The 16,785-nt window shown below is 37.1% G+C and carries 15 protein-coding genes; 13 read left to right on the plus strand and 2 right to left on the minus strand.

Going from position 1 to position 16,785, the window contains the following annotated elements; translation table 11 throughout:
- Positions 1-11 precede the first annotated feature (11 nt).
- From ACFVSW_RS10105 to ACFVSW_RS10135, 7 genes are all read left to right on the plus strand, one after another.
- Positions 12-1,454, plus strand: a complete 1,443-nt coding sequence (locus ACFVSW_RS10105; protein ID WP_387315338.1) for an aldehyde dehydrogenase family protein — start codon at positions 12-14, stop codon at positions 1,452-1,454.
- 10 nt (positions 1,455-1,464) lie between these two features.
- Positions 1,465-1,731, plus strand: coding sequence for a YciI family protein (locus ACFVSW_RS10110; RefSeq protein WP_387315339.1), 267 nt, complete (start codon positions 1,465-1,467; stop codon positions 1,729-1,731).
- Positions 1,732-1,804: 73 nt separating this feature from the next.
- Entirely contained in the window at positions 1,805-2,479 is a 675-nt protein-coding gene (locus tag ACFVSW_RS10115) for a cysteine hydrolase family protein (RefSeq protein WP_387315574.1), read from the plus strand.
- Between the two features lie 35 nt (positions 2,480-2,514).
- Positions 2,515-3,912 carry a purine-cytosine permease family protein gene (locus ACFVSW_RS10120; RefSeq protein ID WP_387315341.1) on the plus strand — a complete coding sequence of 466 codons (1,398 nt, stop codon included), beginning with the start codon at positions 2,515-2,517 and terminating at the stop codon, positions 3,910-3,912.
- A gap of 462 nt (positions 3,913-4,374) precedes the next feature.
- The gene (locus tag ACFVSW_RS10125) at positions 4,375-5,385 is read left to right on the plus strand and encodes a DnaD domain protein (RefSeq protein WP_387315343.1); all 1,011 of its coding nucleotides are present in this window, start codon (positions 4,375-4,377) and stop codon (positions 5,383-5,385) included.
- A complete protein-coding gene (locus ACFVSW_RS10130) occupies positions 5,382-6,644 on the plus strand; it encodes a replicative DNA helicase (protein ID WP_387315345.1) in 1,263 nt (420 codons plus the stop codon). Before ACFVSW_RS10125 ends, ACFVSW_RS10130 begins: the two co-directional genes overlap by 4 nt.
- Positions 6,645-6,712: 68 nt before the next feature.
- Positions 6,713-7,138, plus strand: coding sequence for a hypothetical protein (locus tag ACFVSW_RS10135; RefSeq protein WP_387315347.1), 426 nt, complete (start codon positions 6,713-6,715; stop codon positions 7,136-7,138).
- Positions 7,139-7,452: 314 nt separating this feature from the next.
- Here the strand turns inward: ACFVSW_RS10135 and ACFVSW_RS10140 are convergent, their stop codons facing one another.
- Entirely contained in the window at positions 7,453-7,626 is a 174-nt protein-coding gene (locus ACFVSW_RS10140) for a hypothetical protein (RefSeq protein ID WP_387315349.1), read from the minus strand.
- Positions 7,627-8,868: 1,242 nt separating this feature from the next.
- Here ACFVSW_RS10140 and ACFVSW_RS10145 point away from each other — a divergent pair.
- Positions 8,869-9,072, plus strand: coding sequence for a competence protein ComK (locus ACFVSW_RS10145; RefSeq protein ID WP_387315576.1), 204 nt, complete (start codon positions 8,869-8,871; stop codon positions 9,070-9,072).
- A 278-nt stretch (positions 9,073-9,350) separates the two neighbouring features.
- Here ACFVSW_RS10145 and ACFVSW_RS10150 read toward each other — a convergent pair whose 3' ends face one another.
- On the minus strand, positions 9,351-10,358 hold the full coding sequence (locus ACFVSW_RS10150; protein ID WP_387315351.1) for a hypothetical protein: 1,008 nt from the start codon (positions 10,356-10,358) through the stop codon (positions 9,351-9,353).
- A gap of 167 nt (positions 10,359-10,525) precedes the next feature.
- Here ACFVSW_RS10150 and ACFVSW_RS10155 point away from each other — a divergent pair, with 167 nt between their 5' ends.
- The 5 genes from ACFVSW_RS10155 (at position 10,526) to ACFVSW_RS10175 (ending at position 16,766) form a co-directional block, all read left to right on the plus strand.
- Complete coding sequence (locus tag ACFVSW_RS10155; RefSeq protein ID WP_387315353.1) at positions 10,526-13,417, plus strand: hypothetical protein; 2,892 nt, start codon at positions 10,526-10,528, stop codon at positions 13,415-13,417.
- Positions 13,414-13,680, plus strand: a complete 267-nt coding sequence (locus ACFVSW_RS10160; protein ID WP_387315355.1) for a hypothetical protein — start codon at positions 13,414-13,416, stop codon at positions 13,678-13,680. The genes ACFVSW_RS10155 and ACFVSW_RS10160 overlap by 4 nt, the downstream gene beginning before the upstream one ends.
- A complete protein-coding gene (locus tag ACFVSW_RS10165; RefSeq protein ID WP_387315357.1) occupies positions 13,677-15,071 on the plus strand; it encodes a hypothetical protein in 1,395 nt (464 codons plus the stop codon). Before ACFVSW_RS10160 ends, ACFVSW_RS10165 begins: the two co-directional genes overlap by 4 nt.
- A 35-nt stretch (positions 15,072-15,106) precedes the next feature.
- Positions 15,107-15,262, plus strand: coding sequence for a hypothetical protein (locus ACFVSW_RS10170; RefSeq protein WP_387315359.1), 156 nt, complete (start codon positions 15,107-15,109; stop codon positions 15,260-15,262).
- A gap of 181 nt (positions 15,263-15,443) precedes the next feature.
- The gene (locus ACFVSW_RS10175; RefSeq protein ID WP_387315361.1) at positions 15,444-16,766 is read left to right on the plus strand and encodes a DNA cytosine methyltransferase; all 1,323 of its coding nucleotides are present in this window, start codon (positions 15,444-15,446) and stop codon (positions 16,764-16,766) included.
- The last annotated feature ends 19 nt before the right edge of the window (positions 16,767-16,785 follow it).

Consider the following 16,785-nt stretch of genomic DNA (forward strand, 5'->3'; position numbering starts at 1 on the left):
TTTGTATACGGATGTCATATGTCGAAAAAATTACAAAAAAGAATTTGCTTATTAATGGCGAGTGGATAGAAGCAAAGGCGTATAAGCCATTATACTCTCCTTATTCTGGTGACGTCCTTGCCGAAATTCCTGATGCAACGGAACAAGAGACGGCCTTGGCCATTGAAGCGGCTGATCGTGCCAAAAGAGTAATGGCCAAATTACCTGCCTATAAACGGGCGGAAATTCTCGAGAATTTGGTGCAATTATTGAAGGAACGGGCAGACGAAGCAGCAGAAATTATTGCTTTAGAGGCGTCTAAACCGATTACAGCGGCAAAGGGCGAAGTGGCGAGAACAATTGAAACGTATAAATTTGCCGCAGAAGAGGCGAAACGAATCCACGGAGACACCTTGCCATTAGATGCCGCAAGCGGTGGAGTCAATCGGCTGGCCTATACCGTACGCGAACCGCTTGGCGTGATTGGGGCGATTACCCCATTCAATTTTCCGATGAATCTAGTGGCACATAAAGTCGGCCCGGCGATTGCCAGTGGAAATACGATTGTTTTAAAACCAGCATCGCAAACCCCATTATCCGCCTTCTTTATTGCTGAACTCCTTCAAGAAGCGGGATTGCCGACAGGTGCGCTCAATGTCGTTACAGGTAGCGGCCGTGTGGTGGGAGAAAAGATCGTGAATGACGACAGAGTCAGCATGATTACATTTACCGGAAGTCCGGCGGTAGGGATTGCCATCCGCAACAAAGCGGGACTAAAGCGGGCAACATTGGAATTGGGATCAAACGCGGCGGTTATTATTGATCAGGGTGTGGACCTTGATAAGATAATCCCGCGTTGTGTAGAAGGTGCATTCTCCTTCCAAGGTCAGGTGTGCATTTCCTTACAACGGGTTTACATTCACGAGTCCTTATATGAAGAATTTATTGAAAAATTTGTTCCAGCAGTGCAGAAGTTAAAAAGTGGCGATCCGCTTGATCCTGAAACGAATGTATCTGCCTTAATTACGCCTGGTGATGTCGAACGGTCGTTAGAGTGGATTCATGAAGCTGCCAGCTCCGGGGCTACGATTGCAACAGGCGGCAAAGCCGAAGGGAATATTCTTCTGCCAACCGTCCTTGTTGATGCGGCCGCGGATATGAAAGTATCGTGCCAAGAGGTGTTTGCTCCTATTGCGATAGTCGATAAAGTAACTTCTGTTGAAGAAGCTATCCAAAAGGTCAATGATTCCCGTTACGGTCTGCAAGCAGGAATCTATACAAATGATATTCATACCGCATTGAACGCCATCGATGACCTGCATGTTGGCGGTGTCATGGTCAATGATATTCCGACGTTCCGCGTTGACAATATGCCATATGGCGGTGTAAAAGAAAGCGGAAATGGCCGCGAAGGCATCAAATACGCTGTTAAAGAAATGACCGAATTAAAACTTGTCGTTTGGAATCGGAATTAGGTGATAGCTGATGGCCTATTTCGCAGCAATTCTACACATGATTGATACTGAAAAAAATAAAGAAGTACTTCCCCGTCATATTCAGTATTTAGATGAACTGGATGTGCAAGGGAAAATTTTTGCAAGAGGCCCTTTTTTAGACGAATCTGGCGGGCTAGTGGTATATGTGGCTGATTCATTTGAAGAGGCTCACGCCTTAGCTGTTAAAGACCCTCATGTAGTCGAAGGATCCCGGAAGTTAGAACTAAAGCAATGGAAGATTCTTGTAAAAAGTTAGCGGGCTCTAAACCACTATCCTATCTTGCATGGTACATGGTAGTGGTTCGGATTTTTCAAAAGGAGTGAAGAGAATGGATTTGAAACAAACAGCCCTGTTGTTGATTGATCTCCAGAAGGAAAGTGGTACATCGGATGTTGTGGGGATGCGTGAAGTGGTTCAAAACGCCGAGCTTCTCATCCGCACCTGCCGTGAAAAGGGAATCCCGATTATTTATACGCGCCATATTGGCAGGGCAGATGGGATTGGGCTTGCGAATAAAGAACCGGTTAATGAACTGGGTGCACCGCTCTATTATCATGCCGAAACGGAAAACGTTGAAATTATCGACGAACTAAGACCCGGGAAAACCGACATCGTGGTGGATAAACACCGCTACAGCGGTTTTTACGAATCCAGCCTTGAGTTAATGCTGAAAAGTTTAAATGTGAAACATTTGATTGTTGGCGGCGTTCTGACTGATTGCTGTGTATTAGCCACCGTTTTAGATGCATATTATCGCGATTATCAAGTGAATCTTGTCAAAGATATGTGTGGAACCACAACCGAAGGTGCTCACATGGCTTCTATATTAATGATGGCTAACTGGATATATGATCTAAAAGTTTATGACGCCAAGCAAATGACGAAGAGAATAATCGGAGAAGACTATCACGTTTGGGAATCTTCTGGGCCGGACGAACTGCAATTCTCACCAGAAGATGTGCGTGGGATTTTTGCCAAGCTATCACATAAAGTAGGGATCTAGATTTTTTGCTGAAAAAATCAAATGGGGGAATGTATGTGAAGGTTGAAACGCGGAGTATTGAATATGTTCCAGAGAATGAAAGACACGGGAAGGCGAGAGATTTATTTCCAATCTGGTTTGGGGCGAATATGAATATTACAACCCTTGTGTCTGGGGCATTGCCAATTATGTTGGGACTTAACCTCTTCTGGAGTATCGTTGCGATTATTATCGGCGCCCTTATTGGTGCTATTTTCATGGCATCCCATTCTGTGCAGGGACCAAGGCTGGGAATCCCGCAAATGATTCAGAGCAGGGCGCAATTTGGAGTAATTGGGGCGATTATTCCTTTATTTCTCGTCATGTTTATCTACCTTGGCTTCTTTGCAAGCAATACTTTGCTGGCTGCCCAAACGATTGGCGATATTCTTCCGATTGGACAAACGTGGAACATTATCTTTATTGGGGCGATCTGTTTTGTTGTCGCTTTATATGGATACGACTTAATCCATAAAGTACAAAAGTGGTTCTCAGCGGCTTCATTGGTGCTATTTTTAATCATGACGGTTATCGTATTTCTATTACCAGTACCTGCCGAGCAATGGGTGCCTTCTGAATTTAACTTATCGGCGTTCCTGCTCTCCGTCAGTATCGCTGTAACGTGGCAATTATCGTATGCCCCCTATGTGGCCGACTATTCCCGCTATCTTCCTACCAATACACCACCAAAACAAACCTTTTGGTATAGCTATTCGGGCACAGTGATTGGCGCGGTATGGATGATGGCTTTAGGAGCTGTCTTAACTATTGCAATCCCCAATTTCGCTGACAATACCGGTGGAAATTTAGCCAGTCTATTTGGAAGCTTTGCAATTATCATGTTTGTCTTGATTATCTTTGGCCAGTTGGCAATCAACGTGTTTAACCTGTACGGCGCATTTATGTCTTCCATTACAACTATTGAACCGTTTTTTAAATTCAGAGTTACGCCAAAGGTTCGCTTTGCCTTTCTGCTTGTGATCACAATAGTTGCCACAGGGTTATGTATCCTTGGACAAGGGAATTTCTTAGACTTTTTCTTAACCTTTATATTCTTTATGAGCTATTTCTTAATCCCATGGACATCTATTAACCTAGTGGATTATTATGTCTTGCGTTCAGGCGAATACAGCGTCAAAGACATCTTTGACCTTAACGGCAAATATGGTAAGGTCAACTGGATCGCATCGTTTGCATTTGTTGCATCCATCGTTGCTGAAATCCCATTTGTAAACGCTTCATTTTATGTGGGCCCGATTGCCATTCTGCTTGATGGGGCAGACTTAGCCTGGGCTGTAGGGCTTTTCTTACCGGCTGCTCTTTATTACTTCCCCATGAAGCGTAAGTTGACTCGTTCCGATGCATCTCTGGAAGCAAATGTATTAGGGGGAATGAACGAGGTGGAAGAAGTTTAAAAAGAAAGAGTGCCAGGCACCAGCCAGTAATCTGGAAGGTGCCTGGCACTTTTTCTTGGTCGAAGGATCAAAGGAGTTAGAATTGAAGGAATGGAAGATTCTGCTGAAGGAATAATGGGGAATAAAAAACTCACTTTCCTTCCCCGTGGGCTAACCGACTACTTCACTCAAAAAAGCCTATAAAATCAACCAAATTGCAAAAAACGCCTTCAAAAATGATTTTTGAAGGCGTTTTTTGACGTTTTGCTCTAAAAATCCCCTCCAAAAATGAAAAATGGAGATTCGCTTTACCCGGCCATGCTCGCTATCGTAGAGGTACAGAGACGCGGGCTTTCAAAGGAGAAGGGGATGAATAGTGTCATAAAATATTCAGATTCAATTGAAAAACATATGACCATTTTCTTTATTTAACTATAAATAAGTAATGAAGGATTTTAATTAAAAGAAAGGCAGTGGTTGAAGATGGCAAAGTTTAGAATGGTACGTACAGATTTTTGGAAAAATCCGATTGTTTCAGAAGAGATGACCCCGGAGGATAAGTATTTTTACCTATATTTGCTTACAAATCCGCAAACTACTCAAATTGGAATCTACAAAATTACCAAAAAACAAATGGCTTTTGATTTGGGCTATTCGATTGAGAGTGTTCATTCGTTAATGGAACGATTTATCTCGCATCACAAGTTAATCCGTTACAATCCGGAAACGAGAGAGCTGGCGATGAAAAACTGGGGGAAGTACAACCTCGATAGAGGCGGGAAACCAATGCTGGATTGTATTTTTTCCGAGTTAAAAGATGTCGAGGATCTCTCACTTATTCTATATGTTTCCGAAGCGATTCAAAAACAGGAAATTCGCAGTCTATTTGAATCGTTTTGTCAACAAGAAGAAATGATTTACGGCAACGAAGTGAGTGGCCGTGAAGAAAAAAATACATATCGAGAACCTGAATGTGGAGAGCTTGACGACACGTTGACGCATCGTGATACGAAAGGGTGGCAAGAAGAAGAAAATAAAAATAAAAAAGAAAATAAAATACAACAACAAGAACAAAAAGCTTTCCATCCAATTAGTGATAGCGATCAAGATATCGAGAATCCATTACTGAAAAATCAAAAAGATGTGAAAGAAATTGTTGAGTTTTGGGACAACAATGGATTTGGTTTTTCGAACGTGAATGCTAAACAACAGTTATTATCTTGGTTGGATGATTCTAGCTTTTTACAGCCGAAAGACGTGATATTAAAAGCGATGAAAATTGCCTGCGCAAATAACAAGCGAAGGCTGAGTTATGTGGTTGGGATTCTGAAAAACTGGGTTAATGACTCCTTACTGACCGTAGAAGAAATCGATTCCTTTTATGAGAGTCAAAATTGCGCACCGAAGCATAGGCAATCAACCGAACCGTTTAAAGCGGGAAGAGATATTCCAAGTGGATTTGAACTCGACCTTACGGCAGGTGAAGAGGATTGAGTATTGCGGAAAAAGCGTTTTTAGGAAGCTTGATGAAGGCGGAGTACTTACTCAAGGACACAGTGGTTAAACCTGAGCAACTGGAAAGCACTCGGCATAAAGAAGTCATGAGAAGAATGGTGGAGTTAACACGAGCGGGCAAGAATATCGATTTGATCACATTGTCAACCCTATCCGACCTCGAGTCATTAGGGGGAATGTCGTACCTTGCTGAACTGTTATCGTTTGCGGATCCTGAGAAGTTTGACGGAATGGAGAAGCTCATTCTTGATCTGTGGAAGGAACGGGAAAAGAGAAATATCTTAACAGTTGCAGCCATGAATGATTGGGAAATTGCCAAAGTCATTGCCGAATTGGATAAAATAAACCAAATGAAGATGGATGATCACACGCCATTACAACAGGCGTTGGCAGATATCTATGAGGCACCCTGGGAAGATCAAATACGCCAGAAATTTGCAACAACAGGTATCAAAAAGCTCGATGATATGACGGGTGGCTTTCAGGGCGGAGAAGTGACGATTCTAGCGGCAAGACCATCGATGGGAAAAACCGACGTGATGCTTCATTTTGCCAAAATGTCAGGTTGGGCAGGGTTTCTGCCACTTGTGTTTTCCTTAGAAATGCCTGAAAAGTTGATTACTTCACGATTAATGGCTTCAACCGGGGGATTTAACCGCGCCAAAATGCGGGATCCAAAACGAATGCTAACTCAAAATCAAAAGAATAAATGGTCGGATGTGATTGGTGACCTTAGTGAAACCCATATGCAAATTTTTGATGGGGCCGGACAAACGATTGCCGAAATGAGAGCGAAAACGCGAAAAATGATGAGCCAATTTCCATACAAGAAGCCGATTATTTTTATCGATTACTTAACACTGATCCGTTCAGGCGAATTTTATGGGGGAAATTCCCATTTGCAAGTAACGGAAATATCCAGATCACTCAAAACGATGGCGAAGGATTTTGATTGCCCCGTCATTTGTTTGGCGCAGCTCAATCGATCGGTGGAATCACGTGCCAATAAACGACCAATGATGTCTGATATTCGGGAATCGGGAAGTGTTGAACAGGATGCCGATGTCATTTTGTTCTTGTATCGTGAAGCTTATTATGACAAGGAATCTGAAGACCATTCCCTTGAAATCATTGTCTCGAAAAACCGAAATGGTCCAGTTGGAACCATCGCAGTGAATTACAACGAGCATACAGGGTTGATTGAGGATAAAAAGGAACAGAACCTTGCACAAGTATAACCTTCAATTGGCACTTTAAGAACGAAGTCCACGGATGATAAAAAAATCTAATATCGAGGTGTTATCAAATGTTAGTGGAAGATGTTTACCGGGATAGTTTAAAATATGAAGAATCTGCATTGGCACATTACCTCTACTATCTATTAGCAGAAAAGAAAATTTCATTAGATGACGACATATCTAAAATAGACTTAAACCAAGTAGATCATCAGAAAGTTGCAAAAATGATTCAAACCAATGTGTTAGGATTTCAAAAGATTTACATCTACTCATTGAAGATGGACCAGAAGAATTTTGTCTTTATCTTTGCTGGCAGTGAGCATGAGGCAATACAATTCTATATCAAAACATTTCAGCAAGTCCCACTGAACTGTCACGAATATTCGCTAGATTACCAGCTCTCTAGAGGGAATGATGTGATTTCGTTCCGGGACATGAGGAAGGAATTCACTACTATTCCAGCAATAGCTGGGTATTTTAAGAGGGAGAGATGACACTCCACAGGCATAAATGCGGTGGCTCTAGCGCCTATCGGGTCAGACTCCCATAGTACTCGATGGATGTGAAGAAAAAAGTTGAAATAATAAAAACGAAGTGCCAGGAATCAGTGGGTTTGGAAGATGCTGTTTTATGGATATATACAAAATACAATATGAGCTTTCAGTAAAAAGAGCATATTTCCAAAAATGAAGGAGACATTAAAGGAGACCAAATATCCCAAAATAGATCAAAAAATATAGAAAAAACTGACCCAATAGAGTCGTCATTCAACGATCTTTTGAGTCAGTTTTTTTATGATTCATTTTGCTTATTGACCAGAATTGCTATCTTCTTCAGTTTGTGACCCATCATTTTGGGTGCTGTCGTCTGTTTCTTCTGTGTTGGGATCATCTGTTTTTGAAGCATTTGAACACGCAGTTGCAGCTCCGAGTAACATGAATGCGGACATCAAAGCAAATAACCATTTTTTGAAAGACTTCATTTTTATTCCTCCTTGAATGTTGCATTTTGTAGTACAGTCTCATCATACAGGCTATCAAGGATAAAAGAAGGCAATTATCCATTTCTTAACACAACTTAAAGTTATCGAAATATTCCTTTAATAGTTCATATTCAAAATTTACATATATTTCATGATAACTACTTCTTTATACCTTTGACACGTTGCCACGCCTATTTAATGGTTGTCATTTTCATTATTTGTAGTGCAGACGTTTTAACAAACAAAAGAGCAGTTACTTATTATTTGCCTTGGATTTTTCCTTGGGTTTATTTTGCTCTTCAATTATTATGAATTGAATATCATCACTTATTTTCTTCTCATGCTGGTTCTTCAATGTGAGTGCTGCCGCCTTCCCGTCACTGGGCGATCCATCCGAAAAATCCATAGGAAATAGCGAGAAAAACATCATATAAAATGAAAAATAGACAAACTGATACCAAAAAACTGAATTATCTAGAATTCCTTGAGAAATGAGGGTATTTACCAGAAATTACCTACCAGATTGAATAAAGACCCGCCAAGGAAAATTAAAGTGTTCGTAACACGGGTATCATGCCTTAACGATTTATACGCACAAGCTCCATTCCAAAAGTAGTATCTTCTTACTTCAATATTCCAAAAGGAAAATAGCCTTTTCCCGCTTCCGATTGTAATTTTTTTCTCGGATCCCCCGAAAAGCGTAACGAAAAAAATATGTCCGCTTAAATGGATAAGAGTAACAATAGGCAGGATCAAGAAAAAAGAGATTAGAAATTTTATAATGTCAGCCAATCCAAACATGCAATCCCCCTAAAAATGTAGAATAGGTCAACTCGTTCGAGTGTGTAAAGCTTCATAAATTATGTACCCTGTAGACAAAGAACCTAACTGAAAAAAAATGACAGTATAAGAGGAAAGCTAGATACATAGATATTTCTTATCCTTCAAGCCAGATGAAAACCTCTGCCTGATGTATTAGCGGGACAAGTGGTAGCCAACGTTAAGACAAAAGGTTTTTAAAGTATACTTAGTCGAAACCCCTAACTTTAGTTAAGATTTACTAACGGGATTGAGAAGAGGTAAATCAGGATGATGATAGATAAAGACGACGAGTTTTTGGTAGCGATATCACCAGTCCATCTCATTGACAAATCACTCATAAGTTACGGATCAAGCATTAAAGGGGCACTCTATAGCTCCACTCAGCTGCTTGGTGAAAATCGTCGTATTTATCCAAATTAAATAGATGCTTCATTAGACATCTGGCTGTTTCCAACAAAGTCATACAAGAATGAAACTTGCATCTGGTTTGCACTTAATCATGTGAAGGGGTCACAACAACTTGGGCTTAAATTTACAAAAGTATTCCTAAGTTATGGACATACGACTGAAATTATCATGAGGGAATCAGCATTTCGGGAAAAACGCCTAAATGCAGAAATATAAAAAGAAAAGATCACAACCAACACTAAAAACTCAATGAGCTTTGAGGTCGAACCTAAGATTGGGTTTATAATTACGGAGGAAAAAGGCAGGTATAAATGTAGAGCTAGAAAAAAAGAGAAGGTTTAAATGAATTGTCAGACGAGAAGGGAATTGGCTAAAGGGAAATAAACTTTCCATTTAAAGAAAACTGATAAATCTTGTTCTAGGGTCAGACTCCTTGCCGGGAGTCTGACCCTATCAATAAAAGATTGGATAGGCAATTTTTTGAATTTAAAGGGTTAGTTCCGGACTTTAATCTTATCAATCCAGATTAATAATTTACTGCGACTTTTTTCATACCAATCATTTGTTAAGAGGTACTTTTGACCATTAATATAATAAACATGACTATAATATCTTCCATTTCCTTTGACAAGTCTTTGTTCTATTAGAGATTGCTCGTCATTATATCTTTTAAGCATTGGAAATCTTAGACCTAAAATTTCTTTAGAATATTTACTATCGCATAAATTATGAACAATTTCCTCTGTTAGTAAACCATTATCTATGAATTTTTTAAATTCTACACGGATTAATTTTCCGATTTTTGTGGTTGAATTATTTTTACTATCATTATCAACCTTCCGCTCAGTATTTATTGACGGTTCTTTAAGTAAAGATGGTTGGCACATTTGATCGCTTTGCATGAGAAGCTTAGAGGGATCAATAGTTGCCTTTGTTAACTCTTCTACTGGTTCAAAGACAAACTCTTTAAAATTATCATTTGTAATGAGTTCGAAAGTAAAATCATATCCCATTGATTCAAAAATATTAGTTAATCCTTTTAAAGCATTAACTATAGCTTCATATAAATTTTTATGTATTTTGGGTTCTGCAAATATGATCTTGGCATTGGAAGTATTGAAATATCCAATGGTTATTAATGCTGTTCTTATCATCTTTTTGATAATTTCTTCTAAGGGACCCAAAGCACTTCCAGAATCGAATGCACTCTTATCAACGGTTATTGAAACTCCATACATATTGGAAACATTTGAGTTTATTTTTAAACCAAGGACATCTATATTTCCCTGCTGTAAAAATAGGAGAGGGGTACTAGCATTTTCATAAAAATTCAAATTATAATTTTTCAAGAAGAACTTTCCTGTAATTTCCATCAACTTTATTATATTGTCCACACTTTGTAATTCCCAGGAATTAATTGCCGCATTCCAATTTGTTTGTGTGATTTGACAATTTTCAATATGTTTTAACCAAGAAACCATTAATGATTCAGTACTAGTCATCTCAATCCCTCATCTCCAAATAACTTATATTATTAATTTACCATATTATATAGTTTTTTCATTAGATGAGTTACCAAAGAACTAGAAACTGTACAGATTTAATATATTATTATGCATTATTTTGGTAAAATAAGATTATTAAGAAAACTTGAAGGTAGTGGGTATTTTTGCTACAACAGTTGGTAATTGGATATTTAAGTACATTGAAAGAAATACATACGTTAGGTAATGGTTCAATAAATAAAATAATTTCAGTTGGCAAAGATGGGTTCTACGTTGAAACCGAATCATCAAAAGCTAAATTTCAGGAAGGTGAGAAAAAGCACCCTTATGAATTGCTTCCTGAATCTTATCTTTTTGAGGTTTGGAAACTATTAAGTGAATTGAGAAAGATTCATCCTGCTGATCTAAAAATATCTAGGGGGCGTTCATCATTCTTGCTAGCGTTGTATTCAAAATTGCCCTTTGTTCAGGTGACGATCAAGGCTGGGAAATCAGCTATTGAATTGAAAGAGTACTATGTTAGTGAATTACCTGAATCAAATATACCTAACGTACTAGATTTCCTAGAAGAAGTAGCGCAAGGAAAGATACATCCGCAATCGTTAACACGACAAATCGAGGATAAAAACTTACAACGGGTGAAATCTAGTCAAAGACAAGGTTTGCGTCTCCTTGGATTTATAGATGACAGTTTCACTGTAAACACATGGTTCATCGATAAATACTGTCAATCTGAGGTTAAAAAGATCCTGCTAAAGAACCAAATGATGAAGCTTCCCTATTTCTCAATGGTTCAAACGCTTCTTTCAGCTCCTATTTCCTTAAACATGATTGAGAAAACAAAGGCCATCAATGAGCTAGGGCTGCTTGTTGTTCGCAATCCAATCGGGGGCAATTTAATGAAGGAATCCGTTGGAGAGAAGCTTTCAAGAAATACTATTTCGTGGCTGAAATATGTCAATACTCCCGATGGAGAGGTAAGGTCAAATTCGATTTCAATGGAAAAAGGAGTGATGGAAATGAAAATGATGAATAAGGATAGACCTGGAATATGTTACAGCAATATCAGTTTAATAAAAAAGGCTCTATTACAGAACACAGAAAATGTTTTGCCCTATCCTGAAGTCTTGCTTTATGTGAAAAAGAACTGGATGGACCTGAGCTCTACTTCTGATGAAATAAAAGAAATAGTAGATTTGGCACTTAATGCACCAAAATCGTATTTCTATGAAGTTGAAGACGGCTTATGGGGGATTAAAGATAAAACTGATGACAGGCTTAATCACATATATCAATATATGAACCCTCGAAAAATACCATTAAAAATATCAGACATGAAATATAGACTAAAAGTTTATGAGTCTGATGATATTGTGCGTCAAATGTTGTTAAGTGATATTAGATTTTCTCAAATTGAAAACACTCTTTACTGGGTACTATCCGAATGGGTCATTATAAATAACCTTGTCTATGATTATATTTTAAATAATGAACTTGTCGGTATTGAGAGGGAAACGGTGATGGAGAGGGTTGTCCACCTGAATAAACTGGACAAAGGAAAGGTAATTTTTCTTCCCCAATTTGATGACCGTTTTTCTGTTTACGGAAATAGGATTGAAATAAAACTAAAAGTGGAAATAAATCAGAATAATAAAGAAAATCAGGAATTGGAAATTCCTGTCGAAATAAATGAAGAGATTGGCAGATTAAGTTATAAGATTATTAATTATATAAAAGAAAGTCAGAAAGAAGTTACCACTAATCAGATTCTTTTACATGTTTTTTGTGTTACTCAGAACGAACTTTCTTTCTCCATTTATAGTGAAGCTATGAAAGATCTATTAGAAGTTATACCAGAAATAAAACAAATAGAAGACCATAAATGGAAGTATAGTGAAGAAGTTTCTGATTTACATTTAGAAAAAGAAAACAACGAAAATGTGTATTATGCAGTAAGGAACTCTTTACCAACGATCGAAAATGTTAAAGAATTAACGACATTCGCTAAACAATCTTCTAACCAAATATATAATTTAGCGGTTAGTCGTAATGAAGTACAAACTGATGGCAGAATGTACGCATACCACACCGTTTCCTACTTTGACCGGGTTAAGGGTTATTTTAATATCCCTAAGGTGCTTACAGAAATGTCCGTTTTATTTAGGCAAAATAACCATGGGAAAGTAATGATTCAGCACGACGATTTCCGTTACGAATGGTTTTGGGAAATGAAAGAAGATAAGTATTTCTTCTTTGGCGATGGCGTTATGGACTTTTTTGCTGACTATCTGATTGAGCCAGGTCATAAATTACGATTTGAAATCGATAAGCAGATTCTGTTTTTAATACGTGTCCATATTGTAGGATTTGATGAACGTTATGCTTTTGAGCAACAGAGATATTTAGATATCGGCCGGCTGGTGGAAGAAAGCAAATCCATAAACAAGTCAATTTTTAGTCTTATGTGTGAGACATTGGCCATTCATCCTTCAGGTATGCACTGGTCTGTATTACAAGATAAAATCTCTGAAAAGCGCTCTACTACCAAAAATACGATAACGAACCTGCTCAGCAGAAATGAATGTTTCGAGCAAGTTCAAGGTAAAAAGGGTTACTGGAGATTAAATATTAGTAAGTTATCAAGATATTATATTAATGATGAAAATCAAGAAATGATAGAACCAGTTGAATTAGGAATAGAGCTTGGATCAGTTGAAAAAGGCCTGAATGAAAGCTTGAAAATCGAGCCAAAAGAAGAACCGTGTGATAGTAATGATCAAGAAAAGGAAGCAGAACAGGAAAATATGATTGAATTAACTGACTTGCAACAACTAGATACACAAATATTAATACAACAAATTGAGAGCACCCTTCTAGAAGTGTCTCAAGAAGAAGTAAAATTTAAAGAGAGCATTTCTAAAAAGGTTCAGGAAAGCTTTGATCAAGGGAACATCACAGCTATAGAGGAGTTATACAAAAGGGTTGAGCCAAACATCATCTTCTTTAATAAAGTAAGAGAAGTAGTCAATCAACAGGAGAGGAAGAGTGAAGAATGAACCAAGAATCATCCTCCAATCAAGATTTTCAATGGAATGAAACCGTTCACAGGTACAAAGTAAAGTTAAGAAATTATCTAGAAGTATTGAACACCAAACAAAGTGATTGTGAATATGAACTTCATCAGTTAGTAACCAATATATCGATTAAATTTTCGGAACGTAAACATCGTACGCTGGAGCTGATGGAGGAGCAGGAAAAGATTAAACAGTTAAAAGATAATTTAGAAACAATCTTATTGGATAAAGGTGATACAGTATGACTGTACTAACGAGAAGGAACTTTCAAACTTCGGAAATAAAGAAAATGGTAAACCCAAATCCAACCATTCTTCGACAGTTAGAAGAATTGGAAATACTATTATCTGATTTAAATCTTTATGATGAAGTAAAAGAACTATTCGGCAGCCCTTATTGTCAGCTGGTTTACAAAAAAGATGGAGAAGAAATTTTTGTGATCGGTCTCAATAAATCAAACAGCTATTTCAAGCTTTCTGGTTACAAATGGGACCCTACGCCTTTTTTGAAGCTTCCGATCCAAAAGGAGTTTTCAATTGAAAAGACACTTTCTTGGAAACTATCGGATTTAGAGATGGTTGAGCCTTCAAAGTTAGAAAATGCTGTTAAAGAGTCGATTAATAACTCGAAGGATCTTGTACAGTTAATGAGATATATATTGGTTGTTATCAGTGCATATGTAAGCAAAGCTTCATTTTTAAATGAAGATGCCAATAAACTGAAATCCCTCGTGCTGGAACATTTTTGGAAAGGTGAAATAAACGTCATTTCGGAACTCTCTGAACAAAGCAAGCTATCAAAGAGGGATCATTTTAATGCTTTTATAATAAAGTGGCAGGAACAGTTACAGTATAAATGCACCATAGATACTCATTATTTTTCAAATGAGATGGATATAGACCGTTTACAATTAATGAATCTAATCAAAACCATTCAAGTTTATTTTAATCAGTCCGTGAATAAATATATACATTCAATAAAAAACTTGTGGTTTGATGCGGACCTGATTCAAGATGAAGAGAAGTTCTATGAAAAGGTTAAGGAAATTAGGTCAAAGATTCTTATTGCTCAAGAATACCTTAATGACATGGAAGTTCTTTTAAATGAAGAAGAGTCAGAGCGCGAGCGGCAGGTAGAAGGCAGTCGGTCAGCTGAAAGTCAAAATGATTCTGAGCCGAATACTCTTTCACAGTTTTTGTATGAACAAGCAGGCAATTCAACTCCGTTTTTAAATAAAGAGGATATATTTACGGGTAATCCTACTTTAGTTATAAATGAAGATATCCTTGATAAGCTGGCAGGCTCCATATCAAATGGGAACAAAAATAAGAAAGAATATAGTAATCTAATAAGAATTATTTTTAATAAAAGTCTTACAAAAGGCTTTACAGTACGAGAAATTGTCCGGACCTTTTTCATAAGCAAATATGATAACGAGAGTGAACGAAAAGACTTCGAGCAGCGATATGATGTGAAACGACTCTTCGTAAAATCGGTGCTGGAAAATGTCTTTGAAATATTAATGGACAAGCTGAAGGAATTAAATATTATTAAAGAAGAACTTTCCGTGATACAGTCAAAGCAGCAGAAAAAAATGAGCTTTAACCTTAACTTTCAGATCTATGATAAATATTAATCCTTTTTTTATAACATATTTTAAAGGAGCAGGCCATGAAACCAGGACCAAAGTCTGTTTATCATTTTCTACTAACAAAAGAAGAGAAAAAAGCTCCTGTAGCAGAAATTATTGAAAAACTGCCTATGCTTTATGTAAAAATAGATCAGCTTCAACGATGGCCAAAACAACTATGTTTGAGCATCAAGTAAAAAGAATTTAAGGTATGTCTTTAAAGATAGGTCTTTTTGCTGAAAAGTCTAATTTATTGTACCCAATTGGGATTGATAATTTAAAGAGTTTAATCGGTTTATACTCAACAAACATTTATAGAGAAATTTTTTAAAAAATGTTATAATATATATTCTATAAGTTTGTAGGAGAGAAGTCCTTATGATAGTAGTAGATTTATTTTCAGGTGCAGGTGGCTTAAGTGAGGGCTTTCACCAAGAAGGCTATAAAATTGTAGCTCAAGTTGAGAAAGAGAAATGGGCTTGTGAGACGTTGAAAACAAGAATGTCTTATCATTTCTTAAAAAATAATAATGACCTTGATCTATATGGAACATACTTACGATCGGTTAAAGACTATAAACATCTTGAACAATCAAGAGAAGTTATTTTTAAGAAATATCCGCATCTAAAAGAAAGATTTGGGTATGAAATATTAAATAAAAAATTTGGCAATCCACAAAATGATGAAAACGCCACATCATTAAAGGATATTCAAAAAATGATTGAGAATGCTCTTATTTATAATGGGGAGAATTCAGTAGATTTAATTATTGGTGGTCCACCATGCCAAGCATATTCGTTAGTAGGAAGAGGGAGAATGAAAGAGAGTGCTGAAAAAGATTCTCGCAATTATCTATTCTATTATTACTTAAACTTAGTAAAGGAATACAAACCAAAAGCATTTATTTTTGAAAATGTCCCTGGTATTTTAACGGCAAAAAAAGGAAAAGTGTTTGAAAAGATAAAGGAAGAGTTTGAGAATATTGGATATAAAATTGTTTCTGGTGAAACCGAAATAGACAAAGAAAACGTACTTGATTTTGCTGATTTTGGAACACCACAAAAAAGAAAACGAGTTATATTATTTGGATATAAGAATAACTTTAACTTAGTATATCCAGACTTTGGTAAGCATAAGTATGAGTGGGATCATCAATTAGTAACGAAAAATGTTATTAGTGACCTAAGAAATTTACAACCTGGTGAGGGAGACGATCACTTACTTGTTGACTATATCGAAAAGGACCAAAGTGAATTAAAGAGTTATCAAATGTTCATGAGAAAAAATAGCTTTGGTATTACTAATCATAAGTCCAGAACTATCCAACCAAGAGATAGAAAAATATATGAGCTTTCTATTAAATTAGCTCTAAACGGAGAACAATTAAAATATTCTGATCTACCACATGAGTTAAAGACGCATAAAAATGAAACTGCATTTTTAGATCGTTTTAAAGTACATGCGTGGGACAAGTTACCACATACTGTTGTCGCACATATTTCAAAAGACGGACACTATAATATACATCCTGATATTGAGCAAAGCCGATCTCTCACAGTTAGAGAAGCTGCCCGAATACAAAGTTTTCCTGATAACTATTATTTTGAAGGTCCTCGAACAGCACAATTTGTACAAGTGGGGAATGCTGTACCACCAATAATGTCTTCTGTAATAGCAAAATCATTAAAAGATATATTGTAAAAAACCAGAGTCGTTTGAT

This window comes from Neobacillus sp. NPDC058068 (assembly GCF_042885335.1).
Taxonomy (GTDB): Bacteria; Bacillota; Bacilli; order Bacillales; family Cytobacillaceae; genus Neobacillus.